This is a genomic window from Methylobacterium sp. 285MFTsu5.1 (genome assembly GCF_000383455.1).
Taxonomy (GTDB): domain Bacteria; phylum Pseudomonadota; class Alphaproteobacteria; order Rhizobiales; family Beijerinckiaceae; genus Methylobacterium.
Window position 1 is genome coordinate 57,559 of the sequence record NZ_KB911282.1, and the last position, 23,605, is coordinate 81,163.

At 72.8% G+C, this 23,605-nt stretch carries 25 protein-coding genes; 14 read left to right on the forward strand and 11 right to left on the reverse strand.

The genetic code is table 11. The annotated features are described in order from the left end of the window. Positions 1 to 206 precede the first annotated feature (206 nt). The 6 genes from pstS (at position 207) to phoB (ending at position 5,698) form a co-directional block, all read left to right on the forward strand. Positions 207 to 1,247, forward strand: a complete 1,041-nt coding sequence (gene pstS, locus H288_RS0118870; protein WP_020094138.1) for a phosphate ABC transporter substrate-binding protein PstS — start codon at positions 207 to 209, stop codon at positions 1,245 to 1,247. Between the two features lie 85 nt (positions 1,248 to 1,332). Then, a complete protein-coding gene (pstC, locus tag H288_RS0118875; RefSeq protein ID WP_026605081.1) occupies positions 1,333 to 2,310 on the forward strand; it encodes a phosphate ABC transporter permease subunit PstC in 978 nt (325 codons plus the stop codon). 12 nt (positions 2,311 to 2,322) lie between these two features. Continuing rightward, positions 2,323 to 3,213, forward strand: coding sequence for a phosphate ABC transporter permease PstA (gene pstA / locus H288_RS0118880; protein WP_020094140.1), 891 nt, complete (start codon positions 2,323 to 2,325; stop codon positions 3,211 to 3,213). A 22-nt stretch (positions 3,214 to 3,235) separates the two neighbouring features. Further along, positions 3,236 to 4,051, forward strand: a complete 816-nt coding sequence (pstB, locus tag H288_RS0118885) for a phosphate ABC transporter ATP-binding protein PstB (RefSeq protein ID WP_020094141.1) — start codon at positions 3,236 to 3,238, stop codon at positions 4,049 to 4,051. A 109-nt stretch (positions 4,052 to 4,160) separates the two neighbouring features. After that, positions 4,161 to 4,880: a phosphate signaling complex protein PhoU gene (gene phoU / locus H288_RS0118890; RefSeq protein WP_020094142.1), complete on the forward strand. Its 720-nt coding sequence runs from the start codon at positions 4,161 to 4,163 to the stop codon at positions 4,878 to 4,880. 122 nt (positions 4,881 to 5,002) lie between these two features. Then, positions 5,003 to 5,698 carry a phosphate regulon transcriptional regulator PhoB gene (gene phoB, locus H288_RS0118895; RefSeq protein WP_020094143.1) on the forward strand — a complete coding sequence of 232 codons (696 nt, stop codon included), beginning with the start codon at positions 5,003 to 5,005 and terminating at the stop codon, positions 5,696 to 5,698. Between the two features lie 179 nt (positions 5,699 to 5,877). Here the strand turns inward: phoB and H288_RS0118900 are convergent, their stop codons facing one another. Beyond that, positions 5,878 to 8,034 (reverse strand): protein-disulfide reductase DsbD domain-containing protein, encoded by a 2,157-nt coding sequence (locus H288_RS0118900; RefSeq protein WP_020094144.1) that lies wholly within the window; start codon positions 8,032 to 8,034, stop codon positions 5,878 to 5,880. Between the two features lie 137 nt (positions 8,035 to 8,171). After that, positions 8,172 to 10,010 (reverse strand): aminopeptidase P family protein, encoded by a 1,839-nt coding sequence (locus H288_RS0118905; protein WP_020094145.1) that lies wholly within the window; start codon positions 10,008 to 10,010, stop codon positions 8,172 to 8,174. A gap of 138 nt (positions 10,011 to 10,148) precedes the next feature. Here H288_RS0118905 and H288_RS0118910 point away from each other — a divergent pair, with 138 nt between their 5' ends. Next, positions 10,149 to 10,394 carry a hypothetical protein gene (locus H288_RS0118910; RefSeq protein WP_020094146.1) on the forward strand — a complete coding sequence of 82 codons (246 nt, stop codon included), beginning with the start codon at positions 10,149 to 10,151 and terminating at the stop codon, positions 10,392 to 10,394. Here H288_RS0118910 and H288_RS0118915 read toward each other — a convergent pair whose 3' ends face one another. Together H288_RS0118915 and H288_RS0118920 are read right to left on the reverse strand one after the other, a co-directional pair. Beyond that, positions 10,395 to 10,583: an Rmf/CrpP family protein gene (locus H288_RS0118915; protein WP_020094147.1), complete on the reverse strand. Its 189-nt coding sequence runs from the start codon at positions 10,581 to 10,583 to the stop codon at positions 10,395 to 10,397. 50 nt (positions 10,584 to 10,633) lie between these two features. Further along, complete coding sequence (locus tag H288_RS0118920; protein ID WP_020094148.1) at positions 10,634 to 11,554, reverse strand: 50S ribosomal protein L11 methyltransferase; 921 nt, start codon at positions 11,552 to 11,554, stop codon at positions 10,634 to 10,636. Positions 11,555 to 11,845: 291 nt separating this feature from the next. On the opposite strand from H288_RS0118920, the gene H288_RS35680 reads away from it, so the two are divergent. The 4 genes from H288_RS35680 (at position 11,846) to modB (ending at position 13,975) form a co-directional block, all read left to right on the forward strand. Continuing rightward, positions 11,846 to 11,989 (forward strand): hypothetical protein, encoded by a 144-nt coding sequence (locus tag H288_RS35680; RefSeq protein ID WP_020094149.1) that lies wholly within the window; start codon positions 11,846 to 11,848, stop codon positions 11,987 to 11,989. A 213-nt stretch (positions 11,990 to 12,202) separates the two neighbouring features. Next, complete coding sequence (locus tag H288_RS0118930; RefSeq protein ID WP_234082796.1) at positions 12,203 to 12,343, forward strand: hypothetical protein; 141 nt, start codon at positions 12,203 to 12,205, stop codon at positions 12,341 to 12,343. Positions 12,344 to 12,451: 108 nt separating this feature from the next. Continuing rightward, positions 12,452 to 13,267, forward strand: coding sequence for a molybdate ABC transporter substrate-binding protein (gene modA / locus H288_RS0118935; RefSeq protein ID WP_020094151.1), 816 nt, complete (start codon positions 12,452 to 12,454; stop codon positions 13,265 to 13,267). Between the two features lie 15 nt (positions 13,268 to 13,282). Beyond that, the gene (gene modB, locus H288_RS0118940) at positions 13,283 to 13,975 is read left to right on the forward strand and encodes a molybdate ABC transporter permease subunit (protein ID WP_020094152.1); all 693 of its coding nucleotides are present in this window, start codon (positions 13,283 to 13,285) and stop codon (positions 13,973 to 13,975) included. A gap of 30 nt (positions 13,976 to 14,005) precedes the next feature. Here modB and H288_RS0118945 read toward each other — a convergent pair whose 3' ends face one another. Beyond that, a complete protein-coding gene (locus tag H288_RS0118945) occupies positions 14,006 to 14,662 on the reverse strand; it encodes a glutathione S-transferase (RefSeq protein ID WP_020094153.1) in 657 nt (218 codons plus the stop codon). 62 nt (positions 14,663 to 14,724) lie between these two features. Between H288_RS0118945 and modC the strand changes: the two genes are divergently transcribed. The 3 genes from modC (at position 14,725) to H288_RS0118960 (ending at position 18,081) form a co-directional block, all read left to right on the forward strand. Next, positions 14,725 to 15,828, forward strand: a complete 1,104-nt coding sequence (gene modC / locus H288_RS0118950) for a molybdenum ABC transporter ATP-binding protein (protein ID WP_020094154.1) — start codon at positions 14,725 to 14,727, stop codon at positions 15,826 to 15,828. A 178-nt stretch (positions 15,829 to 16,006) separates the two neighbouring features. Further along, positions 16,007 to 16,447, forward strand: coding sequence for a TadE/TadG family type IV pilus assembly protein (locus H288_RS0118955; protein ID WP_234082799.1), 441 nt, complete (start codon positions 16,007 to 16,009; stop codon positions 16,445 to 16,447). Next, complete coding sequence (locus H288_RS0118960) at positions 16,444 to 18,081, forward strand: TadG family pilus assembly protein (RefSeq protein WP_020094156.1); 1,638 nt, start codon at positions 16,444 to 16,446, stop codon at positions 18,079 to 18,081. The genes H288_RS0118955 and H288_RS0118960 overlap by 4 nt, the downstream gene beginning before the upstream one ends. 49 nt (positions 18,082 to 18,130) lie before the next feature. Here H288_RS0118960 and H288_RS0118965 read toward each other — a convergent pair whose 3' ends face one another. From H288_RS0118965 to H288_RS0118995, 6 genes are all read right to left on the reverse strand, one after another. Next, entirely contained in the window at positions 18,131 to 18,721 is a 591-nt protein-coding gene (locus tag H288_RS0118965) for a PAS domain-containing protein (protein ID WP_020094157.1), read from the reverse strand. A 470-nt stretch (positions 18,722 to 19,191) separates the two neighbouring features. Continuing rightward, the gene (locus tag H288_RS0118975; protein WP_020094158.1) at positions 19,192 to 20,352 is read right to left on the reverse strand and encodes a M20 aminoacylase family protein; all 1,161 of its coding nucleotides are present in this window, start codon (positions 20,350 to 20,352) and stop codon (positions 19,192 to 19,194) included. Then, positions 20,349 to 21,626: a GNAT family N-acetyltransferase gene (locus H288_RS0118980; RefSeq protein ID WP_020094159.1), complete on the reverse strand. Its 1,278-nt coding sequence runs from the start codon at positions 21,624 to 21,626 to the stop codon at positions 20,349 to 20,351. Before H288_RS0118980 ends, H288_RS0118975 begins: the two co-directional genes overlap by 4 nt. Before the next feature lie 177 nt (positions 21,627 to 21,803). Further along, entirely contained in the window at positions 21,804 to 22,238 is a 435-nt protein-coding gene (locus H288_RS0118985) for a lysozyme inhibitor LprI family protein (protein ID WP_020094160.1), read from the reverse strand. Between the two features lie 42 nt (positions 22,239 to 22,280). After that, positions 22,281 to 23,030 (reverse strand): glycerophosphodiester phosphodiesterase family protein, encoded by a 750-nt coding sequence (locus tag H288_RS0118990; RefSeq protein ID WP_020094161.1) that lies wholly within the window; start codon positions 23,028 to 23,030, stop codon positions 22,281 to 22,283. A 2-nt stretch (positions 23,031 to 23,032) separates the two neighbouring features. Next, complete coding sequence (locus tag H288_RS0118995) at positions 23,033 to 23,506, reverse strand: RidA family protein (RefSeq protein WP_020094162.1); 474 nt, start codon at positions 23,504 to 23,506, stop codon at positions 23,033 to 23,035. Between the last annotated feature and the right edge of the window lie 99 nt (positions 23,507 to 23,605).

The following is a 23,605-nucleotide window of genomic DNA, read 5'->3' on the forward strand; positions in this document are numbered from 1 at the left end:
CGCCCGGCCGACGCGCGGTGTCGTCCCCCGTGTCGTCCCCCCGTCATCCCCCGTGTCATCCCGGTGTCATCTACTTGTCGTAACCGCCCGGCCATCGGGCGGCCGGCGCTGGGTCTCTTCGGAAGATCGGCCGCAGGGCTCTGCCGCGGGCACGGGCCCGCCGGCGGGGCAGCGCAGGCTCTAGCCCGACGGCAACGGAGATTCCTTTGAGACCCTTCGCTTACGCGCTCGCCGTCGGCCTCGCGACGGTTCAGCTGGCGTCCGCGGCGCTCGCCGCCGATATCACCGGCGCCGGCGCCACCTTCCCGTTCCCGGTCTACTCGAAGTGGGCCGAGGCCTATCGCAAGGAGACCGGCTCGGGCCTCAACTACCAGTCGATCGGCTCCGGCGGCGGCATCAAGCAGATCCAGGCCAAGACGGTCGATTTCGGCGCCACCGACGCGCCCCTGAAGCCCGAGCAGCTGGCCAAGGACGGCCTCGTCCAGTTCCCGACCGTGATGGGCGGCGTCGTGCCGGTGGTGAACATCCCCGGGATCGAGCCCGGCAAGCTGAAGCTCACCGGCGACGTGCTGGCCGACATCTACGCCGGCAAGATCGCGAAGTGGAGCGATCCGCGCATCGCCAAGCTCAATGACGGGCTGAAGCTGCCCGACGCCAACATCACCCCGGTCTACCGCTCCGACGCGTCGGGCACGACCAACATCTTCACCACCTACCTGTCCCAGGTCTCCGAGCCCTGGAAGAAGGAGTACGGCGCGGCCACGACGATCTCCTGGCCGGTCGGTCAGGGCGGCAAGGGCAACGAGGGCGTGACCGCCACCGTCAAGCAGGTTCCGAACGCCATCGGCTACGTCGAGTCGGCCTACGCCAAGCAGAACAAGCTCTCCTACGCCCTGCTGCAGAACAAGGCCGGCCAGTACCCGCAGCCCGACGACAAGGCGTTCCAGGCCGCGGCGGCGAGCGCCGACTGGAAGGCGACCCCGGGCTTCGGCATCTCGCTGACCAATCAGCCGGGCGAGGCGGCGTGGCCGATCACGGCGGCGACCTTCATCTTGGTCCACAAGGACGCCGCCGATCCGGCCAAGTCCGCCGCCGTGCTCAAGTTCTTCGACTGGGCCTACAAGAACGGCGACACGCTCGCCACCGACCTCGACTACGTCCCGCTGCCGGACAACGTCGTCGAACTGATCCACCAGGAGTGGAAGGACGTGAAGGGCAAGGACGGCAAGCCTGTCCTCAACATGTGAGCGTGGCGGGGAGGGGGTGAGAACCTCCTCCCTCGCTTCCGGGAACGCACCGCGCTACCACGCCCCCCTTCGCAGAGAACCGCGGATGCCCGCTTTGACCGAATCGATCGCCCTCGGCCGAACCCGTTCCGCGACCGCGCGGAAGGCGCCGAGCCGGAGCCTCGACACGCTGTTCCGGACCTGCTCGTACGGCGCGGCCCTGCTGGTGCTGCTCGTGCTCGCCGGCATCCTCGGCTCGATCCTGTACGGCGGCTGGCCCGCCTTCCGCGAGTTCGGCTTCGGCTTCCTGACCTCCAGCGCCTGGAACGTCGGGACCGAGCAGTACGGCGCCCTGGTCGCGGTGATCGGGACTGTCGCCTCCGCCTTCCTGGCCCTGCTGATCGGCGTGCCCGTCTCGCTGGGCATCGCGGTCTACCTCACCCAGCTCTGTCCGGGCTGGGCCCGCAAGCCGGTCGCCATGACGATCGAGCTGCTCGCGGCCGTGCCGAGCATCATCTACGGCATGTGGGGCCTGTTCGTGTTCGCGCCGCTCCTGGCGCGCTACGTCCAGATCCCGGTCTCGAACCTCGTGGAGGGCATGCCGATCGTCGGCACGCTGTTCTACGCCCGGGTGCCGTCGGGCGTCGGCGTCTTCACCGCCGGGATCATCCTGGCGATCATGATCGTGCCGTTCATCGCCTCGATCGCCCGCGACATGCTCGACCAGATCCCGACCGTGCTGCGCGAGAGCGCCTACGGGATCGGCTGCACCACCTGGGAGGTCGTGCGCCACGTGCTGGTGCCGCAGGCGGCCGTCTCGATCATCGGCGCGATCATGCTCGGCCTCGGCCGGGCGCTCGGCGAGACGATGGCGGTGACCTTCGTGGTCGGCAACGCCAACCGGCTCTCGGCCTCGATCTTCGACCCCAGCTCGACCATCGCGTCGCGCATCGCCAACGAGTTCAACGAGGCGGACGGCCTCCAGCTGAACGCGCTGATGGCTCTGGGCTGCATCCTGTTCGTGATCACCTTCGTGGTGCTCATCATCGCCCGGCTGCTGACGCGCCGCGTCCAGGCCGCCTGAGGAGCACGCGCGATGGTTTCCTCCAGCACGATCGCCGCCACCGCCCAGCGCCGCCCCGGCCGGGTCCGCCAGGGGCGCCGCGTCGCCGACCGGACCCTGCGCGTCGCCTGCACCGGCGCCACCGTGGTGGGTGCCCTGGTCCTCGGCTCGATCCTGGTGATGCTGATCGTCCAGGGCGTGCGCGGCTTCACGCCGACCCTGTTCACCAACCCGACCCCGGGCCCGGGCTCGGAGGGCGGCGGCATCGCCAACGCCATCCTGGGCAGCCTCGTTCTGACCGGGATCGGCATCCTGATCGCGACGCCGGTCGGCGTCATGGCCGGGACCTTCCTGGCCGAGTACGGGCGCGGCTCGAAGCTGGCCGCCCTGATCCGCTTCCTCAACGACGTCCTGCTCTCGGCGCCGTCGATCCTGATCGGCCTGTTCGTCTACACGCTGATGGTGCGGCCGATGGGCACCTACTCGGGCTGGGCCGGCGGCGTGGCGCTGGCGATCATCGCCGTGCCGGTGATCGTGCGCACCACCGAGGACATGCTGCGCCTCGTGCCCGGCACCCTGCGGGAGGCCGGCGCGGCGCTCGGCGCGCCGCCCTCGACGGTGATCATGAGCGTGACCTGGCGGGCGGCCTCGGCCGGAATCGTCACCGGCATCATCCTGGCTCTCGCCCGCATCGCCGGCGAGACCGCGCCGCTGCTGTTCACCGCGCTCAACAACAATTCCTGGTTCTCGGCCAACCTGATGGGCGGCGTCGCGAACCTGCCGGTGATGATCTACCAGTTCGCCCTCTCGCCCTACCCGAACTGGCAGGGCCTGGCCTGGGCGGGCGCGCTCCTGATCACCACCACCATCCTGGCGCTGTCGATCATCGCGCGCCTCGTGATCAAGCCGCAGGCCTCGCGCTGAGCCCCCTTTCGAGGACACGACGATGAACGCCGCCTCCGCGATCCCCACGGTCGAGCTGAACCGCAACCGCGCCGAAGAGGGCGGCCCCGTGCGGATCGCCGTCAAGGACCTGAACTTCTACTACGGCAGCTTCCACGGGCTGAAGGACGTCAACCTCAACTTCCACGACCGGCAGGTGACGGCGCTGATCGGCCCCTCCGGCTGCGGCAAGTCCACCCTGCTGCGCTGCTTCAACCGGATCTACAGCCTCTACCCGGAGCAGCGCGCGGAGGGCGAGATCCTGCTCGACGGCGAGAACATCCTCAGCCCCTCCGTCGACCTGAACGAGCTGCGCTCGCGCATCGGCATGGTGTTCCAGAAGCCGACGCCGTTCCCGATGTCGATCTACGACAACGTGGCCTTCGGCCTGCGCCTCTACGAGAAGCTGCCGAAATCCGAGCTCGACGGCCGGATCGAGGAATCCCTGCGCAAGGCCGCCCTCTGGGACGAGGTGAAGGACAAGCTCCGGCAGCCCGGGACCGGCCTGTCGGGCGGCCAGCAGCAGCGCCTGTGCATCGCCCGGACGGTGGCGCAGAAGCCGGAGGTGATCCTGTTCGACGAGCCGACCTCGGCGCTCGACCCGATCTCCACCGGCCGCATCGAGGAGCTGATCGAGCAGCTGCGCGACGAGTTCACCATCGTGATCGTCACCCACAACATGCAGCAGGCGGCGCGCATCTCGCAGTTCACCGCCTTCATGTATCTGGGGCAGCTCGTCGAGTTCGGTCCGACCAACCGGATGTTCATGAACCCGACGGAACGCCGCACGCAGGACTACATCACCGGCCGCTTCGGCTAGTCTGCCGGGCCGCTCCGGTCCCGGGACCGCCGCTCGCGTCTCCGGCGCGCCGGCGGGTCCCGCAAGCCTCCCGGAGGGCCGTCCCCGGGACCCCATCGAAGGATCCGCCATGCCCGGCCATATCGTCACCTCCTACGACACCGACCTGGAGAACCTGCGTCGCTCGATCTCGGAGATGGGCGGCGTCGCCGAGAAGATGACCGCGGAGGCGACCGACGCCCTCGTGCGCCGGGACGACACGCTCGCCCAGGCGGTGATCCTCGCCGACAAGCGCCTCGACGCGCTGCAGCGGGACATCGAGGAGCGCGCCGTGCTGCTGATCGCCCGGCGCCAGCCCCTGGCGATCGACCTGCGCGAGACCATCTCGGCGATCCGCGTCTCCGGCGATCTGGAGCGGATCGGCGACCTCGCCAAGAACGTCGCCAAGCGCGTGGTGGCGATCTCCGACCAGGCGCCGGCCCAGAAGATCGTGCTCGGCGTGCGCCACATGAGCGACCTCGCCGAGGGTCAGCTCAAGGACGTGCTCGACGCCTACGGGAGCCGCGACGTCCAGGCGGCCCACGACGTCTGGGAGCGCGACGGCGAGATCGACGCCCTGTACAATTCCCTGTTCCGCGAGCTCCTGACCTACATGATGGAGGATCCGCGCAACATCTCGTTCTGCACGCATCTCCTGTTCTGCGCGAAGAACGTCGAGCGCATCGGCGACCACACCACCAACATCGCCGAGACGATCCACTACCTCGCCACGGGCGAGACGCTGGCGGGTGACCGGCCGAAGAACGACGCGTCGAACTACGCGACCGTGGACGGCGTGCAGGCGCCGTGAGGCGCCGACCCCGGCGCCTTCCTGTGGGCGCGGCCGGGGTCACTCTCCGTGCGGGTTGAGGCGGGGCGGCGCCTCCTGCACCATCCGGGGACCGCCCGCAGAACGAGTCTTCGAACGTGAGCATGCAAGTCCTGATCGTCGAGGACGAGGAGGCCCTGAGCACGCTGCTCCGCTACAACCTGGAGGCCGAGGGCTTCCTGGTGGATTCGGCGGCGCGCGGCGACGACGCCGAGCTGCTCCTGGCGGAGCGGATCCCGGACCTCGTCCTGCTCGACTGGATGCTGCCCGGCCTCTCGGGGATCGAGCTGTGCCGCCGGATCCGGGCGCGCCGGGAGACCGAGCGCCTGCCGGTGATTATGCTCACCGCCCGGGGCGAGGAGGGCGACCGCGTCCGCGGTCTCGGCACGGGCGCCGACGACTACATCGTCAAGCCGTTCTCGGTCCCGGAGCTGCTCGCCCGGATCCGCGCGCTCCTGCGCCGGGCCAAGCCCGCCCACGTCTCGGACCGGCTAGCGGCCGGCGACCTGGAACTCGACCGCATCGGCCACCGCGTCCGCCGCGGCGGCGAGGAGCTGCATCTGGGCCCCACGGAGTTCCGGCTCCTGGAATTCCTGATGCTGGCGCCGGGCCGGGTCTTCTCCCGCGAGCAGCTCCTCGACGGGGTGTGGGGCCACGACGTCTACATCGACGAGCGTACCGTCGACGTCCATGTCGGGCGGCTGCGCAAGGCGCTGAACGGCCCGCGCCAGACCGACCCGATCCGTACGGTCCGGGGCTCGGGCTACGCCTTCGACGAGACCTTCTCGCTGGAGGCCTGAGGCGGCCTCACTGGCCGTCCGGATAGGACTTCGCTCCGGCGCACCGTCATCGCGAGCGCAGCGAAGCGACCCAGGGCGGCGGGACGCCGATGCGCGCGGCGCTGCTGGGTTGCTTCGCTCCGCTCGCAAAGACGGTGGGACGGGCCCGCGAAGATCCGCGCGTCCCGGTCTCCAGGGATTCAGCGCGCCAGCGCCGCGCTCCGGCCCGAGGCGGCCGGCACCGCCTCCAGCGCCGCCAGGACCGTCCCCTCGGTGAGGATCTGCGGCAGCACCTGGGGCTCTCCCGTCCCGGTATAGAGCAGGTAGAGCGGGACGCCGCTGCGCCCGTGCTTCTCCAGGAGGCGGGTAATCTCGGGGTTCTGGTTGGTCCAGTCGCCCTTCATGTAGGTCACGCCGCGCTCGGCCATCGCGGCCCGCACGGCCTTGGTGTTGAGCGAGGTCGCCTCGTTGACCGCGCAGGTGATGCACCACGCGGCGGTCATGTCCACGAAGACGGGGCGGTGCGCGTCGACCAGGGCGTCGAGGCGCGCCTGCGTGAACGGCTCGATCCCGTCGGCGGCGGCCTGCGCGGCCGGCGCGGCGCGGTCCCGGGGCAGGGTGACGGCGAGGGCCCCGACGGCGATCAGCGCCAGCGCGGCGGCGGCCTGCGCGACCCGGCCGGCCCGCGGCGGGGCGGCGCGGCCGTGCTCCCAGGCCCAGGCGGCGAAGCCCACGAGGACGAGGCCGATCAGCGCCGCCAGCAGCCCGCGCGGGTCGACCTGCTGCGCCAGCACCCAGATCAGCCACGCCACGGTGGCGTAGACCGGGAAGGCCAGCACCTGCTTGAGGGTCTCCATCCAGGCGCCCGGCCGCGGCAGCGCCCGCAGGGCCGGCGGCCAGAGGGTCAGGAGCAGGAAGGGCAGGGCGAGGCCGAGGCCGAGGCTCGCGAAGACGGCGAGCGCCACGCCGGCGCTCTGGGTCAGCGCGAAGCCCACCGCCGAGCCCATGAACGGCGCCGTGCAGGGCGTCGCCACCAGGGTCGCGAGCACGCCGGTGAAGAACGAGCCGCTCAGGCCGCCGCGCCGGGTGAGGCCGTCGCCGAGGCCGGCGAGCCGGCCTCCGACATGGACCGCGCCCGAGAGGCTCAGGCCCATCGCGAACAGCAGGTAGGCGAGCCCCGCCACGATGGCGGGCGACTGGAGCTGGAACCCCCAGCCGATCGCGGCCCCGCCGCTCTTCAGGCCGATCAGCGCGGCGGCGAGCGCCAGGAAGCTCGCCAGGACGCCGGCCGTGTAGGCGAGGCCGTGGAGCCGCAGCCGAGCCGGCCCCTCGCCCGCGTGCCGCACGAGGCCGAGCACCTTGATCGACAGGACCGGGAAGACGCAGGGCATCAGATTGAGGATCAGGCCGCCGAGGAAGGCGAAGGCCGCGGCGGTCGCCAGCGTCAGCGCGTCGAAGTCGGCGGCGGCCGGCGCGGTCGCGGGCGGCGCGGTCGCGGCCGGCGCCGCGGCGGCCGGGAGGACCGGCTCGTCGCCGTACGCGAAGGCGAGCCGGCGGGTCCCGGCGGCGTCGACCGCCTCGACCGTCAGGACGCCGGGCAGCGCGGCGGGCACCGGGTCGGTCGGGCTGCTCCGGGCGAGGGTCAGGTGCAGGCCGGTCCCGTCGACGCTCATCACCTGCGCGGCGGCGTTGTCGATCGCCGTCTCGGCGTAGGGGAAGTACGCGGCGTTCCGGACCGCCTCGGGCTTGAGGCCGGCCGCGACGAAATCGAGGCGCAGGGTGTCGCCCTGGCTCGACAGGCTCAGGGGCCAGAGCGCCGGCACGGGGAGCGCGGCGCGGGCGCGCGCGAACAGCGCGGCGTTGGCCGGGTCCGGCTCGGCCTTGCCGACCGGCAGGGTCAGGGCGAGATCGGCCGAGCCGGGCACGCACTCGGTCTCGCAGACGAGGTAAGTCAGCTTGGCCTGGATCCGCACCGGGTCGGCCGGGTCGAGGCTCGGCGGCGGCGTCACCGGGACGAGGAGCGTGACCTCACCCTCGTAGCCGTAGTTCATGAGAGTCGCGATCGGGATGCGCTCCGGCGCCGGCCAGCGGATCGCGCTCGCGTTGAAGCCGGCCGGCAGAGTCCAGGTCACCTCCGGGGGCAAGCCGGAATCGCCCGGGTTGCGCCAGTAGACGTGCCAGCCGGGCTTGACCTGCATCCGCACCGCCAGCGTGAAGGGCTGCGCGCCGGCGACAGCGGCGGGCTCGGCCACGAGGCTCGCGCGCACGAGGTCCGCGGGCGTGCGGAACCCCTGTGCCGCGGCGGCCGAGAGGCTCGCGGCGACGGCCAGGATCAGGAGGGCGAGGCGGCGGATCATGCTGTCCCTTCGCGCGCGGGGCGGTCGCGGTTTCACGCGCGGCGTGTCGGGCTCGGCGCGGGCGTTTCCATGGCGTCCGGTCTTACCATGGCGTCGGGTCTTACCACGGACCGCGTTCGGGATCCCCTGCGGCCGGCTCACTCCTCGAGCGGCGCCGTCGCCCGCTCGAGCCAGTCGCGCGTCGCGGTGTCGAGCCCGGGCGCCAGGGTCTCGCGGACCCTCGCATGATAGGCGTCGATCCAGGCCCGCTCCCCGGGTTCGAGCAGGTCCGGCCGGATCAGCCGGCGGTCGTAGGGAGCGAGCGTCAGCGTCTCGAAGCCGAGCATCGGGCGCTCCCCGCCCGCGATCGCGCGGGCCTCGACCAGGACGAGGTTCTCGATCCGGATGCCGTAGGCGCCGCGGGCGTAGTAGCCCGGCTCGTTCGACAGGATCATGCCGGGCTCGAGCGCCACCGTGCCGGTCTTGGCGATCCGCTGCGGCCCCTCGTGCACCGACAGGAAGGCGCCGACGCCGTGACCGGTGCCGTGGTCGAAGTCGAGGCCCGCCTGCCAGAGCGGTGCCCGCGCGAAGGCGTCGATCTGGGCGCCGGTCGTGCCGACCGGGAACACCGCCCGGGCGATGGCGACGTGCCCCTTCAGCACCCGCGTGAACCGGTCGCGCATCTCCGGGCTCGGCGCGCCGACCGCGACCGTCCGGGTGATGTCGGTAGTGCCGTCCGGGTACTGCGCTCCCGAATCGATCAGGAACAGCTCGCCCGACTGGACCGCCCGGTCCGTGGCGCGGCTCACCCGGTAGTGGACGATCGCGCCGTTCGGTCCGGAACCCGAGATCGTGGGGAACGAGACCTCGCGCAGGTCGCCGCCGGCGGCCCGGAAATCTTCTAGGGCCTCGACGGCGGCGATCTCGGTGAGGCCGCCGGCCACGGCCGCACCGTCGAGCCAGGCGAGGAAGCGCGCGACGCTCGCCCCGTCCCGGACATGGGCGGCGCGGGCGCCCGCGATCTCGGCGGCGTTCTTGACCGCCTTCATGCCGGTTATCGGGTCCTTGCCGACATCGGCCGTGCCGCCGGCGGCCTCGATCTTCTCCTTCAGGGCGACGGCGCCGGTCGCGGCGTCGAGGCGGACGCGCACGCCCGCCAGGGATGCCAGCCCGTCGTCCAGGTCCGCTCGCGGCAGGATCTCGGCGATCGGCGCGAGCTCCGCCCGCAGGGCCGGATCGATGTTCGGAGAGACGAGGTACAGCCGGGCCCGTCCCTCGCGCGGCAGGATGGCGTAACCCAGCGCCAGGGGCGTGTGGGCGACGTCGGACCCGCGCAGGTTGAAGGCCCAGGCCAGGTTGTGCGGGTCGGAGATCACCAGGGCATCGCAGCCGCCCTCGGCGAGCGCCGCCCGGATTCGGCCGAGCTTGTCGGCGGCCCCCTCGCCGCACAGCGCGTCGGGATGGACCACCACCGGACCGGCCGGCGACCGCGGCCGACCGGCCCAGACCGCGTCGACGAGGTTCGGCACCGCCCGCACGGTCCCGCCGGCGCGGGTCACGGCCCGCTCGAGGCGCGCCAGACCGTCCGGGGTGTGCAGCCAGGGATCGTAGCCGAGCACCTGATCCCGCCGCAGGTTGGCCCCGACCCAGGCCTCCGGCGTCGATTCGGCGAGCGGCACCACCGTGACGAGGCCGGTATCGACCTGCTCGGGCGCCTGCAGGGTGTAGCGCCCGTCGACGACCAGCGCCGCGGACTCCATCAGGATCACGGCCGTGCCGGCCGAGCCGGTAAAGCCCGTGAGCCAGGCCAGCCGCTCGGCGTCGGCGGGAACGTATTCCGACTGGTGCTCGTCGGCCCGCGGCACGACGAAGCCGTCGAGCCCGGTCTCGCGCAAGGCGGCCCGCAGCGCCTCGATCCGCTCGGCACCCTTCCGGTGGCTCGGGTCGTCGAAGCTCTGGAAGCGTTGACGCTGTCGGGACGGACGGGTCTCGGTCATGCGGCGAGCCTAGCGCCCGCCGCTCCCGCGTCGCAACACCCTGTTGTCATGAGAAAGAGGTTGGTCGGAGGTCGGTTGCGGTGCTTAAAGATCGTTAGCAATCTTATCACGCCGCGGATTCTCGCTTATTACTCAGACATGCCACGCCGCGTTTACTACCGGATCAGCGACAGACCCGACGGCCGCTTCGACGCCGTCGTGACGATCGAGCCCGACACGGTCGTCCGCCGCGACGGCTTCGATTCGCTCGCCGAACTCGAAGAGTGGATCGACGGCCTGCGCACGCTGATGGCGGCGCTCGGCGCGCCGGTGTCGCAGGCGGACGCACCGGGGTCGCCGGCCGAGACCGCGGGCGCGCCGGACCGGCTGCGCACCGCGCGCTGATCAGCCGTTCGTGATCGGCAGGTCCGGCGCCCGGTCCGCGGGTGCCCCATCGTAGCCCTCGAGCCAGGCCCGGCGCGCGGGCGAGTCGGCCGGATAGGGGCAGGCATCCTTGGGCCGCCCCTGCGCCCGGGCGCGGGCGCCCTCGGCGATGGGGTCCGCGGGCGGATCGTGGAGCGACGTCTGGCTCATGGCCGGACAACACGCCGGCGCGCGGGGAGTTCGGGGCGATGCCGCGCGGGTCAGCGCCGCGGACGCTGCGCCGCACCGCCGCGCGTCAGGACCAGGGCGACCCACCCCTCGATCACGCCGCGCCGCACGAGGGAGAAGCCCTGGAGACGGTAGGCGGAGAGCACGCCCGGCACGTCGCGCTCGATCAGGCCGGACAGGACCAACACACCCTCGGTGGCGACGACCCGCGCCAGGGTCGGCGCCAGGAGCCTGAGTGGCCGGGCCAGGATGTTGGCGAAGACGAGATCGAAGTGGCGCGGCCGGTCGGCGAGGCGGTGGCGGACCCCGGGCCCCTCGTAGAGCTTGAGGTAGGGGCCGAGCCCGTTGGCGCGGGCGTTCTCGCGGGCCGTGCGCACGGCCTCCGCGTCGAGGTCGCCGGCCACCACGGGCTGCCGCAGGGCCTTGGCGGCCGCGAAGGCGAGGATCCCGGTTCCCGTGCCGACATCGAGGACGTGGACCGGGCGCCGGCGCTTGAGTTCCGAGACCAGGGCGCGGAGGCAGCCCAGCGTCGTTCCGTGATGCCCGGTCCCGAAGGCGAGGGCGGCCTCGATCTCGATGGCCAGATCGTTGCCCCGGACGGAGGCGCGGTCGTGCGAGCCGTGGACGAGGAACCGGCCCGCCCGGACCGGCTTCAGGCCCTCCAGCGACGCGCGCACCCAGTCCTGCTGGTCGATCGTGCGGAACTCCGCCGCGTCGGCCGCGTCGCCGATGACTGGGCGGATCAACTCGCGGACGTAATCCTCGTCGGGGGCGTCCGCGAAGTAGGCCTCAAGCCGCCACGTGCGCCCGTCCTCGTCCTCGAAGGCCGCCACCGCGGTCTCCGTGGGATCGAACATCTCTCCGAGGAGGTCGGTCATCGCGCGGGCCGAGCGTTCGTCGGTCAGCAGACGCAGGACGTGGGACGGGCGATGGGGCGGCAGGCCTTCGAGCATGGTGCCCGGCTGTAACGCCGGGGCGCGCCGCAGCCCAGGGGCTGGCGCGAAAAAATCCGGGCCCGGCAAGGGTGGGGCCGCGGGGCAGGGCGGCGGAGCGGACCGGCGGCCCCGCCCGTTGTTGCCGGACGGTCACAAGCGCCAATACTTATCTTCTGCGCGACTTAAACCAGTGTCCACAGCCATCGCGTGTGCTTAAACAATCTCGGCTTACCCAAGGCCGGACCCTCAACTCGGGCGCGCCGCACTTCCCGGAGCGGCGCGCCTGTTTTGACAGACGATCGTGCTGCCATGACCGCGCCTCTCCTCATCAGCGTCGCCTTCGCGGCCGTGACCGCGGGCGCCGCCACGCTCTGGGCCTTGCTGGTCGCGAACGGCATGAACGGCATGCCGGAGGCGCGCCCGACCGAGCGGCACGACATCCGGACCTGGTGACGGCGCGACACCGATTCGCGCGAGCGGGCGCCCAGGAATGAGGCAGGTTGTTCGCGCGTTAACCAAATGATGTACGGCAGCTGCGGAACTGGCCGACTTGCGCGGCGTTTTTGCCGGCTTTTTACGTGAATCACGATTGAGCAGGGTGCGTACAGCGTGACCAAGTCCCGGCGTTCCGGCCCCCGCGGGCCCGTGGTCGTCAACGGTGCGGCCGTGCCTGCCCGACCACGCGAGCGGATCTTCGGCGGTCCCGCACCGGACGGGCCGCTCCCGGGCCATCTCCTCGTCCTGCTGAGCCGCCTCCACCGGGCCGAGGCCGAGCCCAAGGACCGGCCGGAGGCCAAGCTCGGCTGACGCGCGGTCACCCGGGTCGGCCGGGCCTTGGCCGACCGCCCGCGCGCGCCTATGATCCCCGTCGTTCCCCGCCGTATATAGCGGGTCGCGACCGGAGAGATCTGCGTGATGCCCCTGACTCGACGGATCCTGGTCGCCTGCGCGCTCGCGGCGCTGGTCCTCGCGCCGACCGACAGAGCCGCGCGGGCGGACGAGCCGGTCGTCGTGTTCGCGGCCGCGAGCCTCAAGAACGCCCTCGACGACGCCGCGGCAGCCTGGACGAAGGCGACCGGCAAGACCGCGCGGATCTCCTACGCCGGCTCGAACGCCCTCGCGAAGCAGATCGAGGCGGGGGCGCCGGCGGACCTGTTCATCTCGGCCGACCTCGCGTGGATGGATTACGTCGACCGGGCCGGGCTGCTGAAGGCCGGCTCGCGGATCGACCTCCTGCGCAATGCCCTGGTGCTGATCGCCCCGGGGCCGAAGGACAGCGCCGCGGATCCGCAGGTGGCCCTGGCGCCGAACCTCGGCACCACGCTGACGCGGATCCTCGGCGGCGGGCGGCTGGCGATGGCGACGATCGACGCCGTTCCCGCCGGCAAGTACGGCAAGGCCGCCCTGGAGAAGCTCGGCGCCTGGGACGCCGTGAAGGGGCAGGTCGCCCAGGCCGAGAACGTGCGCGCCGCCCTCCTGCTGGTCGCCCGGGGCGAGGCGCCGCTCGGCATCGTCTACGCCACCGACGCGGCCGCGGACCCGAGCGTCCACGTTGTGGCGACCTTCCCGGCCGACAGCCACCCGCCGATCGTCTATCCGGCGGCGGTGACCCGGGAGTCGCGCAACCCGGATGCCGGGACGCTGCTCGGCTACCTGCGCGGCCCGGAGGCCCGGGGCTCCTTCGAGCGCCAGGGCTTCACGGTGGTCGCGCAGCCCGGCGCCAGCCAGTAGCGGCGCGCCGCCCCCTTGCTCGGGCTCACGCCGGACGAGTGGACCGCCGTCGGCCTGAGCCTGCGGGTGGCGACGGTGGCGACGCTCGCGAGCCTCGTGCCCGGCCTCGCCGTGGCGTGGCTGCTGGCGCGGCGCCGGTTCCCCGGCCGCGCCCTGCTGGACGGGCTGGTCCACCTGCCGCTGATCCTGCCCCCGGTCGTGACCGGCTACCTGCTGCTGCTGGCCTTCGGCCGGCGCGGCCCGCTCGGCGCGCCCCTCGCCGAGATCGGCGTGGTCTTCTCCTTCCGCTGGACCGGGGCGGCGCTGGCCTGCGCGGTGATGGGCTTCCCGCTCATGGTGCGGGCGATGCGGCTGTCGATCGAGGCCGTGGACCGGCGCCTGGAGCAGGCGGCCGGGACGCTGGGCGCGAACCCCTTCGCGGTGTTCCTGACGATCACGCTGCCGCTCAGCCTGCCCGGGTGCCTCGCGGGCGCCGTGCTGGCCTTCGCCAAGGCGATGGGGGAGTTCGGCGCGACCATCACGTTCGTCTCGAACATCCCGGGCGAGACCCAGACCCTGCCGTCGGCGATCTACACGCTGACGCAGGTTCCGGGCGGGGAGGGGCCGGCCCTGCGCCTCACCCTGATCTCGATCGCGCTGTCGGTCGCGGCGCTGCTGGTGTCGGAATTCCTGGCGCGGCGGGCCGGTCGGCGCCTGGGGGCGGGCTGAATGGCGATCGATCCGGGGCGGGACGCCCGCTCAGGCATACGCGTAGGGCCCGCCCTGCTGCAGCGCCCTCTGGTAGGCCGGACGGGCGTGGATGCGCGCGAGCCAGTCCGCGACGCGCGGGCCCGCGCCCGTGCCGCGCGCCGCGAAGGCCTCCAGCGGGAAGCTCATCAGGATGTCGGCCGCGGTGAAATCGGCGCCGCAGAAATACGGGCGGCCGGCGAGTTCCGTCTCCCAGAAGGCCGCGTGCCGGCGCAGGTCCGGATCGACGAAGCCCCGCAGCACCGTGTCGGCGATCCGGCGGACAAGGGGCCGCAGCGGCCAGGGACTGCCCGGCGCCAGCCGCCCGAAGACCAGCTTCAGCAGCAGCGGCGGCATCGCCGAGCCCTCGGCGTAGTGCGACCAGTAGACGTAGCGCCGCCGCTCCTCCGTCCCGGGTACGGGCACCAGCCGCGCGCCGGCCAGATCCGTCAGGTAGGCGACGATCGCGCCGGTCTCGGCGACCACCGTCCCGCCGTCGGTGATCACCGGCGCCTTGCCCAGCGGGTGGACGGCCAGGAGTTCGGCGGGCGCGCGCAGGGTCCGCGGGTCGCGGGCGTGGCGGATCACGCGGTAGGGCAGCTCCAGTTCCTCCAGCAGCCAGAGCACGCGCTGCGAGCGGCTGTTCTCGAGGTGGTGGACCGTGATCATCGCGGGCAAGTCCGGGCCGGCGTCGGGACGCGCCGGGGCTCCTGTTACGCGAGTCTGTCCGCGTGAGCATCCAGGTCGACGTCCAGCTCCGGCGCGGCGCCTTCGCGCTCGCGGCCGCCTTCGAGGCCGGTCCGGGGCTGACCGCCCTGTTCGGGCGCTCGGGCTCGGGGAAGACCACGCTGATCGACCTGATCGCCGGCCTCGCGCGGCCGGACCGGGGCCGGATCGTCGTCGGCGGCACCCCGTGGGTCGACACCGCGTCCGGCCTGGTGCTGCCGTCGCACCGGCGCCACGTCGGCGTGGTGTTCCAGGACGCGCGGCTGTTCCCGCATCTCAGCGTCCGGACCAATCTCGGCTACGGCCGGGTCTTCGCGCGGCGCCGCGCCGACCCGGCGGCCTTCGCGGCCGTGACCGACATGCTCGGCATCGACCATCTCCTCGACCGGCGGCCCGCCGGTCTCTCGGGCGGCGAGCGCCAGCGGGTGGCGATCGGCCGAGCGTTGCTGGCGAGGCCGCGCCTCCTGCTGATGGACGAGCCCCTCGCGGCCCTGGACGAGGCCCGCAAGGCCGAGATCCTTCCCTACATCGAGCGCCTGCGCGACGAGGCCGGCGTGCCGATCCTCTACGTCAGCCACGCCGTCTCCGAGGTGGCCCGGCTCGCCAACACGGTGATCGTGCTGGAGGCCGGGCGGGTGGCCGCCGCCGGCCCCGCGGAGACGATCCTGCGCCGCGCCGATCTCGTGCCGATCCACGAGGCCGAGGCCGGCGCGCTCCTCGACATGGTCGTCGAGGCCCTCGACGCCGCCACCGGGCTCACGCGCCTGACGGGCGCCGCCGGGAGCCTGCTGGTGCCGGGCCTGTCGCGCCCGGCCGGGACGCGGCTGCGGGTGCGCATCCCCGCCCGCGACGTGCTCGTCGCCACCGAGCCTCCCCGCGGCCTCAGCGCCCGCAACGTGCTGGCCGGCCGGATCTGCGGCCTGACGGCCGCGGGCGCCGAGACGGCGGTGGAGATCGACTGCAACGGCGCCCGTCTCGTGGCGCGCGTGACCGGCGCGGCCGTCCGCGAACTCGGCCTCGCCCCGGGGCGCGAGGTCCACGCCATCGTCAAGAGCGCGTCCTTCGATCCGGCGGGGATCGGCCTGCTGCGGCCTCCGCGGGCGATCTGAGACCGCGACACGGCTCGGCGCGACGAGCCGGTCGAGCCCGGGAGGCGCACCCGGGACGCGAACCACTCGCTTTGGTTGTAAAATTGAGCATTAAAACAACCATTAGTTAGAACATCGCCGCCACGATGGATCGTGCAGTGGTCGTGCTGCGCGAGTCGCGGAGGGCGATGCGATGGGCATGCGGCGCTTGCGCCGGCGGAGCGCGCCGAACGGGTGGACCTGCCGGCGCGGCAGTTCCGCGGTGGAGTTCGCCCTCGTGGCACCCGTGCTGTTCCTGCTCTTCGCCGGGATCGCGGTGTTCGGGATCTGCCTCGGCGCCGCCCACAACCTCCGCCAGATCGCCGCCGAGGCGGCCCGCGCCTCCGTGGCCGGCGTCACGGATGCCGAGCGCGCGAATCTCGCCCAGTCCATGGTGAACCGGAGCCTGAGCGCCGGCGCGATGTTCCGGCCGGGCAGCATCGTCGTGCAGGTCGGGCCGGATCCCAGCGACGCGACGGTGTACACGGTCACCGTCACCCTCGACGCCAACACGCTCGGCATCAACGCCTTCGCGCGCCTGCTGCCGATGCTCCCGACCGTGCTGCGCAGCACCGTCAGCGTCCGGAAGGGCGGCCTGTGATCGGCCGGGGCGGGCGCCTGCGCCGCTTCGGGGCCGCGCGCGGCGGCAACGTCGCGATCCTGGTGGCGCTCGGCAGCGCGATGCTGATGGGGGCGGGCGCGGTCGGGATCGATCTCGGCCTGGTCTTCCAGGCGCGGCGCAAGGCGCAGGGGGCGGTGGACATCGCCGCCATGCTGGCGGCCGTCGATCCGAGCCAGGCCGACACGGTCGCCCGCCGCTCCCTCGGCGACAACGGCTACGGCGCGGCGACCGCCACGGTCGCGCCCGGCAGCTACGACGCGAGCACCAAGGGCGTCGCCCCGGGCGGCCGGTTCAGCGCCGGCGGCAGCCCGGCGAACGCGGTGCGGGTCGGCCTCGCGACCTCGGTCCCGGTGACCTTCGGCCGGGCGATCGGCCTGCCCGCCGCGGTGCCGCTGCGGGTGACCGGCACCGCCGCGAGCGCGCAATTCGCCGCCTTCACGATCGGGTCCGGCACGCTGAAGCTCGACGGCGGCATCGCCAACGCCCTGCTCGGCGCGCTGCTCGGCGCCAAGCTGTCGCTCAGCGTCAGCGACTACGATGCCCTGGCCAGCGCCCGCGTCGACGGGCTGCGCGTCCTCGACGCCCTCGGGGCGAGCCTCAACATGCAGGCCGCGAACTACACCGACATCGTTCAGGCGAATGCCAGCGTCGGTCAGATGCTGATGGCGCTCCGGGTCGCCGCGGCGGACAACGGCAGCGCGGTGTCGGCCCTGTCGGGGATCCTCAACGCCCTGCCGAATGCCGGAAACCTCGTCGCGATCGGCCAGGTGGACGGGCTCGGCGACGCCGCCGCGCTGGCGCCGCCGCGGGGCTTCGCCGGCCCCTCGCTCAACGTGCTGAACCTGCTGGGCGCGGCCGCCTCCCTGGCGAACGGCCAGAATCAGGTGGCGATCGATCTCGGAGCCACGGTGCCCGGCCTGCTCTCGACCCGCCTGACCCTGGCGATCGGAGAGCGCAAGCGCAGCTCCGGCTGGGTCCGGCCGGGCAGCCGGAACGCCACCGTGCAGACGGCGCAGACCCGGCTGCTGATCGAGACCACCGTCACGGCGCTCGGGCTCGGAACCATCACCCTGCCGGTCTACGCGGAGGTGGCACCGGCGCAGGCGACCCTGCGGTCGCTCAGCTGCGCCGGGTCCGGCGGACGCAAGGTCACCCTCGACGCGCAGACGGGACTGGCGACGCTGGCGATCGCGCAGGTGCCGCGCACCGCCATCAACGGGGGCAGCGCGAGCCCCGACCTGTCGCAGCCCGCGCCCCTGGTCACGGTGCTCGGGATCACCGTCTCCGGGCGCGCCCTGGCGACGCTCGGCAGCGGGTCGCAGACCCTCGTGTTCTCGGACGCGGACATCGCCAACCACACGGTTCGCACGGTCGCCTCGGGCAACCTGACCCAGTCGCTCACCGGCAGCCTGCTGCGCAATCTCGTGCTGAGCGTCGGCGACGTCGGCGTGCCGCCGCTGATCCAGTCGACCCTGACGACCGCCCTGGGCACCGTGACGCCGGGTGTCGACCTCGTGCTCGACACCGTCCTGCGCAGCCTCGGCCTGCGTCTGGGCTACGCCGACCTCGAGGTCGACGGCACCCTCTGCAACCAGGCCGTGCTGGTGCAGTGAGCCGGGCCGGACGGCCCGGCAGAGCCCCGACAGGACGCGGCAGCCCCGCTCAGTGGCCGCCGCGGCGCGCACCGGTCGTGGAGGCCTTGGCGATGCGCCGTCCGAGGTGCAGCAGCAGCATGTCGATCAGGAGTTGAAGCTCGGAATCCGCCACCCCCTCCAGGGCGTCGCGGCATTCGAGAGCGCGGTCGACCGCCTGGGTGAGCGCGTCCGCGGGCTCGGGCATCGCGCGTGTCGCCGACGGCTCGTCGGTCACGTCGATGATGACACCGTGCCCGAGGCGCCGGCTCGACGCGCCCGGCGGGATCCGGCCGCGATCGAGGATCCGGCGGACCTGCCCCGAGGGCGACAGCGTCCGGTACTCGGCCACGAATAGGCCGCCGCGCTCGCGCAGAGCCTTGAACTGCCGCACCACGGCCGGCCGATCCTCGGGATGGACGCAGGCCTTGGCGACCGAGAGCGGGAGGGGGCGCCCGGCGAGCCCGGCATCCCCGGCCAGCACCTCGGCGGCGCCGGCATCGAGGACGCACCGCTCGGCGCGCGGCGACCACGACCACGCGCCGATGATCCCGGAGGCGTCGAGGGCGGCCGAGAGGTCGACCGGCCGAGGGCGGGGGCCCTGGATTGCGTCGGCCATCATGGGCGAACTCCGGTTCCAGCGCGCACCGTGCCCGCCTTCGTCGGAGATATACAACCGCTGATGGAATTAATGAGCAGTTAACTCAACTCGATAGCCCGTGAAGCATCAACGGCATTCCCCTGCGCGGACGGCGGAATCCAGATCGTCGGGCCGCCGGGCCGCGCCGATCGGGGCCGGGATCGACCCGCTCAGGTTGCAATCGCGGTCGCGCCTCAGCCGAGCTGCGTGAGCAGCGTGAAGGCGCCGAAAATCAGGACCGCCCCCACCGAGGCGGCGAGCAGGATGAGCGCCGCGCGCGATTCCCGCATCTCCGGTGACATGGCGCCCTCCCTTCGCGGCCCGCGTTGGCTCGCGGGCGAGTTCCGTCAGGATTCGCACCGGCCGGCCGCGCTGTCGACGGCCGGACGGGCTCGCGCGGCGACATCGCCCGCCATCCGGAAAGTCCCGGAGGGCGGGGACGGCGCCCGGCGTCAGGCCGCGGTGCGGCGCTCGACCATCCGCGCCAGGAAGGCGCTGCCGATCGGGATGATCGAGTCGTCGAAGTTGTAGCCGGCATTGTGCAGGCCGGGCCCCGGATTGGCGCCGAGCCAGACATAGGCGCCGGGGACCGCCATGGTCATGTCGGCGAAGTCCTCGCTGCCCATCTTGGGCACGACGTTCGACTCGACCTTGTCGGCGCCCAGGAGCTCGGTGGCGACCTCCGTGGCGGCGGCCGCCTGCGCGGGGGCGTTCTCCAGGACGGAGAACACGTCCTGCAGGTCGACCGTGACCTCGGCGCCGTAGGCGGCGCCGAAGCCGGCCGCCAGCTCGCGCATGCGGGTTCCGGCGAGCGCCCGGATCTCCTTGTCGAAGGTGCGGATCGTGCCGGCGAGATGGGCCGTCTCGGGGATCACGTTGTAGGCGGAGCCCGCCTCGATCCGGGTGATCGACAGGACGATGGACTTCAGCGGGTCGGCGTTGCGCGACACGATCGACTGGAGCGCCTGGGCGAGGCCGGTGGCGATGATGATCGGGTCGACGCCCCGGTGCGGCTGGGCGGCGTGGATGCCCTTGCCGCGGATGTGGATGTCGAAGAAGTCCGCCGCCGCCATGATCGGCCCCGGCCGCAGCTTGATCATGCCGTGGCCGCCGCCGGGCTGGTTGTGCAGGCCGTAGATCTCGTCGCAGGGGAAGCGCTCGAACAGGCCGTCCTTCAGCATGGCCCGGGCGCCGCCACGGCCCTCCTCGGCCGGCTGGAACACGAACACCGCGGTGCCTTCGAAATCGCGGGTCTCGGCGAGGTAGCGCGCCGCCCCCAGCAGCATCGTGGTGTGCCCGTCATGGCCGCAGGCGTGCATCTTGCCCGCGTAGGTCGAGCGATAGGGGAGGTTGGTCTCCTCCTCGATGGGCAGGGCGTCCATGTCGGCGCGCAGGCCGATGCGCTTTCCGTTGTCGGTGCGGCCCTTGAGCAGCCCGACCACGCCGGTGCCGCCGACGCCGCGATGGACCTCGCAGCCGAGCTTCTCCAGCATGTCGGCCACGATGCCGGCGGTGCGCACCTCCTCGAAGCCGAGCTCCGGATGGGCGTGCAGGTCGCGGCGCAGGGCCGTCAGCTCGTCGGCGTAGGTCTTGATGCGGTCGATCGGGCTCATGACTCGGAACTCTCGGGGGGGGAGGTGTTGGGGGACGAGGCGTCGGGGGGCGTCGCGCAGGCGTCGCCCGCGTCCGCGCGCCGGAACGGCGTCAGCGTGTCGAGAACGTCGACCGCCTCGGCGACGTGGGCGCGCTCCCGCTGCAAGTAATCGGCCACCGCGCGGCGCAGCGCCGGGTCGGCGATGTCGTGGGCCGAGTGCATCAGGACCGGCCGGTAGCCGCGGGCGAGCTTGTGCTCGCCCTGGGCACCCGCCTCGACCCGCTTCAGGCCCCGGGCAATCGCGAAGTCGATCGCCTGATAGTAGCAGATCTCGAAATGCAGGAAGGGGTGGTCCTCGATGCAGCCCCAGTTGCGCCCGTAGAGCGCGGTATCGCCGATGAGGTTGATCGCCCCCGCGATGTAGGCGTCCCCGCGCTTCGCCATCACGAGGAGCACCCGGTCGGCCATGCGCTCGGACAGGAGCGAGAAGAACCGGCGGTTGAGGTAGGGCCGCCCCCACTTCCGCGAGCCCGTGTCCATGTAGAAGGCGTAGAACGCGTCCCAGTGGGCCTCGGTGATGGCCGCGCCGGTCAGGTGCTCCACGGTGATGCCCGGCGCCAGGGCGTCGCGGCGCTCCTTGCGGATGGTCTTGCGCTTGCGCGAGGCGAGGGCGGACAGGAAGTCGTCGAAGGTCGCGTAGCCGTCGTTCTGCCAGTGGAACTGCTGGTCGGTGCGCTGCAGGAAGCCGGCCGCGCCGGCCCGCTCCCACTCCGGCTCGCGCATGAAGGTGACGTGGATCGAGGAGGCCTTGGTCTCGCCCCGCAGGGCCCGCAGGCCCGCGACGAGGCCGGCCGTGGCCTCGTCGGGATCGGCCCCCGGCGCGATCAGGAAGCGCGGCCCGGTCACCGGCGTGAACGGCACGCTGACCTGGAGCTTGGGGTAGTAGGCGCCGCCGGCCCGCTCGTAGGCGTCGGCCCAGCCGTGGTCGAAGACGTACTCGCCCTGGCTGTGCGATTTCAGGTAGCAGGGCGCGACGCCGAGGCGGACGCCGTCGCGCTCGACCGAGACGTGGAGCGGCAGCCAGCCGGTCCTGCGCGAGACGCAGCCCGAATCCTCCAGCGCCGACAGGAAAGCGTGCGAGAGGAAGGGGTTGTGGGTCTCGTCGCCCGCCGCCAGGGTCTCGGGCGAGAAGGCGCAGGCATCCCATTCCGCCGCGCCGATCTCCTTCAATCCGGGAAGCGCCCGCACGGTCAGTGCGGCGGTCTCCGGCGTCGGCCCGGGTGCTTGCTTCATGGGCCGGACTCTAGCTCCTGACCGGCCGGGGGCAAGCGGGCGGATGCGCGCGGCGACCATGGCAGCGTTGTCAGACGGCCGCCGACGTCACCCGCCCCGCGCTTTCGCGCGGCCTCCAGGACGGCGCGCGGCGACGCGCGCGCGCTCCGAACCGGACGGCGCCGTCGCGGCCCGCGCTCACTCGCCGAGGCGGCCGACGCACGACACGTCGTCCGCCTTGCAGTCGAGGTATCCCTTCAGGACCTTGATCCGCGCGTCGGTCAGCCCCTTCAGGCAGCCGTTGTACTCCATCGCGTAGGCCGAGCCCCCGTCGAGGCCCATGGTCTCGAGGAAGCAGGTCGCGTCCCGGTACGACAGCCAGGCCTTCTGGGCGCCCCGCAGGGCGTCCTTCGTCTTCGGGCCGATCTTCTTCATCAGCTGCCCGTAGACGGCGTTCAGCGCCGTGTCGGCGGCCCGGTAATCGGCAGCCGCGCAAGCGTTGAGATCCGCCTGGGTCGTGCCCGCGCACGGGTCGGCCGCCGAAGCGGGCGCCGGGGAGAGCAGGGTCGCGGCGAGGGCGAGGCCCCCGCAGAGCCGCGCGAATCGGGCGCGCGCGTCACTCGAAGCGGTCATGGCGATCTTGGTCGGACAGAATCGGACAGGGCGTAGGAAAATTCACGGGACGAAGCCCTCGAACACCATCTGGTCCGCGTGCGCGGCCGCGCGGGCGCGCTGCTCCGCATTCCGGACCGTCCAGGTCATGACGGGGATCTGACCGAGCAGTCGGCAGAGGTAGGTCGGGGCGCAGGGCAGGTCGTCCACCCGCCAGGACAGGAAGTCGGGCCGCGTCTCGGCGAGGTGCAGCAGGTCGGAGAGGGACCGGCGGAGCGAGGGCGTCAGGGCCGCGTAGACCGGGTCGTCCTGCGTCGTCTCCGCCACGATGCCCCGCGGGATCGCGGCGGGGCAGAGGTCGCGCAGGGCCGCGACCACCTGCGGGTCGAAGGATTTCAGCGCCACCGGCCCGTCATAGGCGGCGGCCACTTCGGCGGTGCGGGTCGCGAGCCGCAGGTCGCCGTCGTAGCGGGACTTCACCTCGATCACCACCGGCACCGCCCCGGCCACCGCCGCCAGGAAGGCCGGCAGCGTCGGGATCGTCTCCGCGGACCCGGCGACGGCGAGCGTCCCGAGTTCGGCGGCCGACCGGTCGGCCAGAGCCGCACTCGCCCCGGTCAGGCGCCCGAGCGCGGCGTCGTGGAAGACCATCGCCTCGCCGTCGGCGCTGAGCTGGACGTCGCACTCGATGGCGAAGCCGCCCGCGACGGCCGCCCGGGCCGCCGCCAGCGTGTTCTCCGGCCGGCCCGCCGCGCGGTCGTGCAGGCCGCGATGGGCGATCGGCCGCGCGGTGAGCCAGTCGGGGGCGGCCACCGTCAGCGGACCTCGAACATCGCCTCGACCTCGACGGCGGCGTCGAGGGGCAGCTCGGCCACGCCGACGGTGGAGCGCGCGTGGCGCCCGCGGTCGGCGAGGAGCTCGACCATCAGGTCGGAGGCGCCGTTCATCACCCCGGCCACGGCCGAGAAGCCCGGCGCCGCGTTGATGAAGCCGCCGAGCCGCACGCACTGGACCACCGCGCGGTCGAGGTCGCCCACCGCGGCCTCGAGCTGGGCGAGCACGTTGAGGGCGCAGAGGCGCGCGGCCGCCTTGCCGGCCTCGGCCGAGACGTTGCCGCCGACCTTGCCCTTGTGCTCGGCCGCGATGGCGCCGTCCGCGCCGAAGCAGACCTGGCCGGAGATCACCACGAGGTTGCCGGCGCGCACGAACGGCACGTAGTTGGCGACCGGCGCCGCCGCCTTCGGCAGCGTCAGGCCCAGCGCCGCCAGGCGTTCCTTGATCGAGCTCATCGGGTTCTCCCTGGTTCCTGCGAATCCGCGGGAGCAGGAGCACGGCCGCCCCCCGCGGCGCAAGGGCCGCCGCCGCGAAGGCCGGGATCGCGGCCCCGC

Coding starts and splice junctions, on each gene's coding strand:
- pstC (WP_026605081.1), top strand. CDS start 1,333: ATGCCCGCTTTGACCGAATCGATCGCCCTCGGCCGAACCCGTTCCGCG.
- pstA (WP_020094140.1), top strand. CDS start 2,323: ATGGTTTCCTCCAGCACGATCGCCGCCACCGCCCAGCGCCGCCCCGGC.
- pstB (WP_020094141.1), top strand. CDS start 3,236: ATGAACGCCGCCTCCGCGATCCCCACGGTCGAGCTGAACCGCAACCGC.
- phoU (WP_020094142.1), top strand. CDS start 4,161: ATGCCCGGCCATATCGTCACCTCCTACGACACCGACCTGGAGAACCTG.
- phoB (WP_020094143.1), top strand. CDS start 5,003: ATGCAAGTCCTGATCGTCGAGGACGAGGAGGCCCTGAGCACGCTGCTC.
- H288_RS0118900 (WP_020094144.1), bottom strand. CDS start 8,034: ATGATCCGCCGCCTCGCCCTCCTGATCCTGGCCGTCGCCGCGAGCCTC.
- H288_RS0118905 (WP_020094145.1), bottom strand. CDS start 10,010: ATGACCGAGACCCGTCCGTCCCGACAGCGTCAACGCTTCCAGAGCTTC.
- H288_RS0118910 (WP_020094146.1), top strand. CDS start 10,149: ATGCCACGCCGCGTTTACTACCGGATCAGCGACAGACCCGACGGCCGC.
- H288_RS0118915 (WP_020094147.1), bottom strand. CDS start 10,583: ATGAGCCAGACGTCGCTCCACGATCCGCCCGCGGACCCCATCGCCGAG.
- H288_RS0118920 (WP_020094148.1), bottom strand. CDS start 11,554: ATGCTCGAAGGCCTGCCGCCCCATCGCCCGTCCCACGTCCTGCGTCTG.
- H288_RS35680 (WP_020094149.1), top strand. CDS start 11,846: ATGACCGCGCCTCTCCTCATCAGCGTCGCCTTCGCGGCCGTGACCGCG.
- modA (WP_020094151.1), top strand. CDS start 12,452: ATGCCCCTGACTCGACGGATCCTGGTCGCCTGCGCGCTCGCGGCGCTG.
- H288_RS0118945 (WP_020094153.1), bottom strand. CDS start 14,662: ATGATCACGGTCCACCACCTCGAGAACAGCCGCTCGCAGCGCGTGCTC.
- H288_RS0118955 (WP_234082799.1), top strand. CDS start 16,007: ATGCGGCGCTTGCGCCGGCGGAGCGCGCCGAACGGGTGGACCTGCCGG.
- H288_RS0118965 (WP_020094157.1), bottom strand. CDS start 18,721: ATGATGGCCGACGCAATCCAGGGCCCCCGCCCTCGGCCGGTCGACCTC.
- H288_RS0118975 (WP_020094158.1), bottom strand. CDS start 20,352: ATGAGCCCGATCGACCGCATCAAGACCTACGCCGACGAGCTGACGGCC.
- H288_RS0118980 (WP_020094159.1), bottom strand. CDS start 21,626: ATGAAGCAAGCACCCGGGCCGACGCCGGAGACCGCCGCACTGACCGTG.
- H288_RS0118985 (WP_020094160.1), bottom strand. CDS start 22,238: ATGACCGCTTCGAGTGACGCGCGCGCCCGATTCGCGCGGCTCTGCGGG.
- H288_RS0118995 (WP_020094162.1), bottom strand. CDS start 23,506: ATGAGCTCGATCAAGGAACGCCTGGCGGCGCTGGGCCTGACGCTGCCG.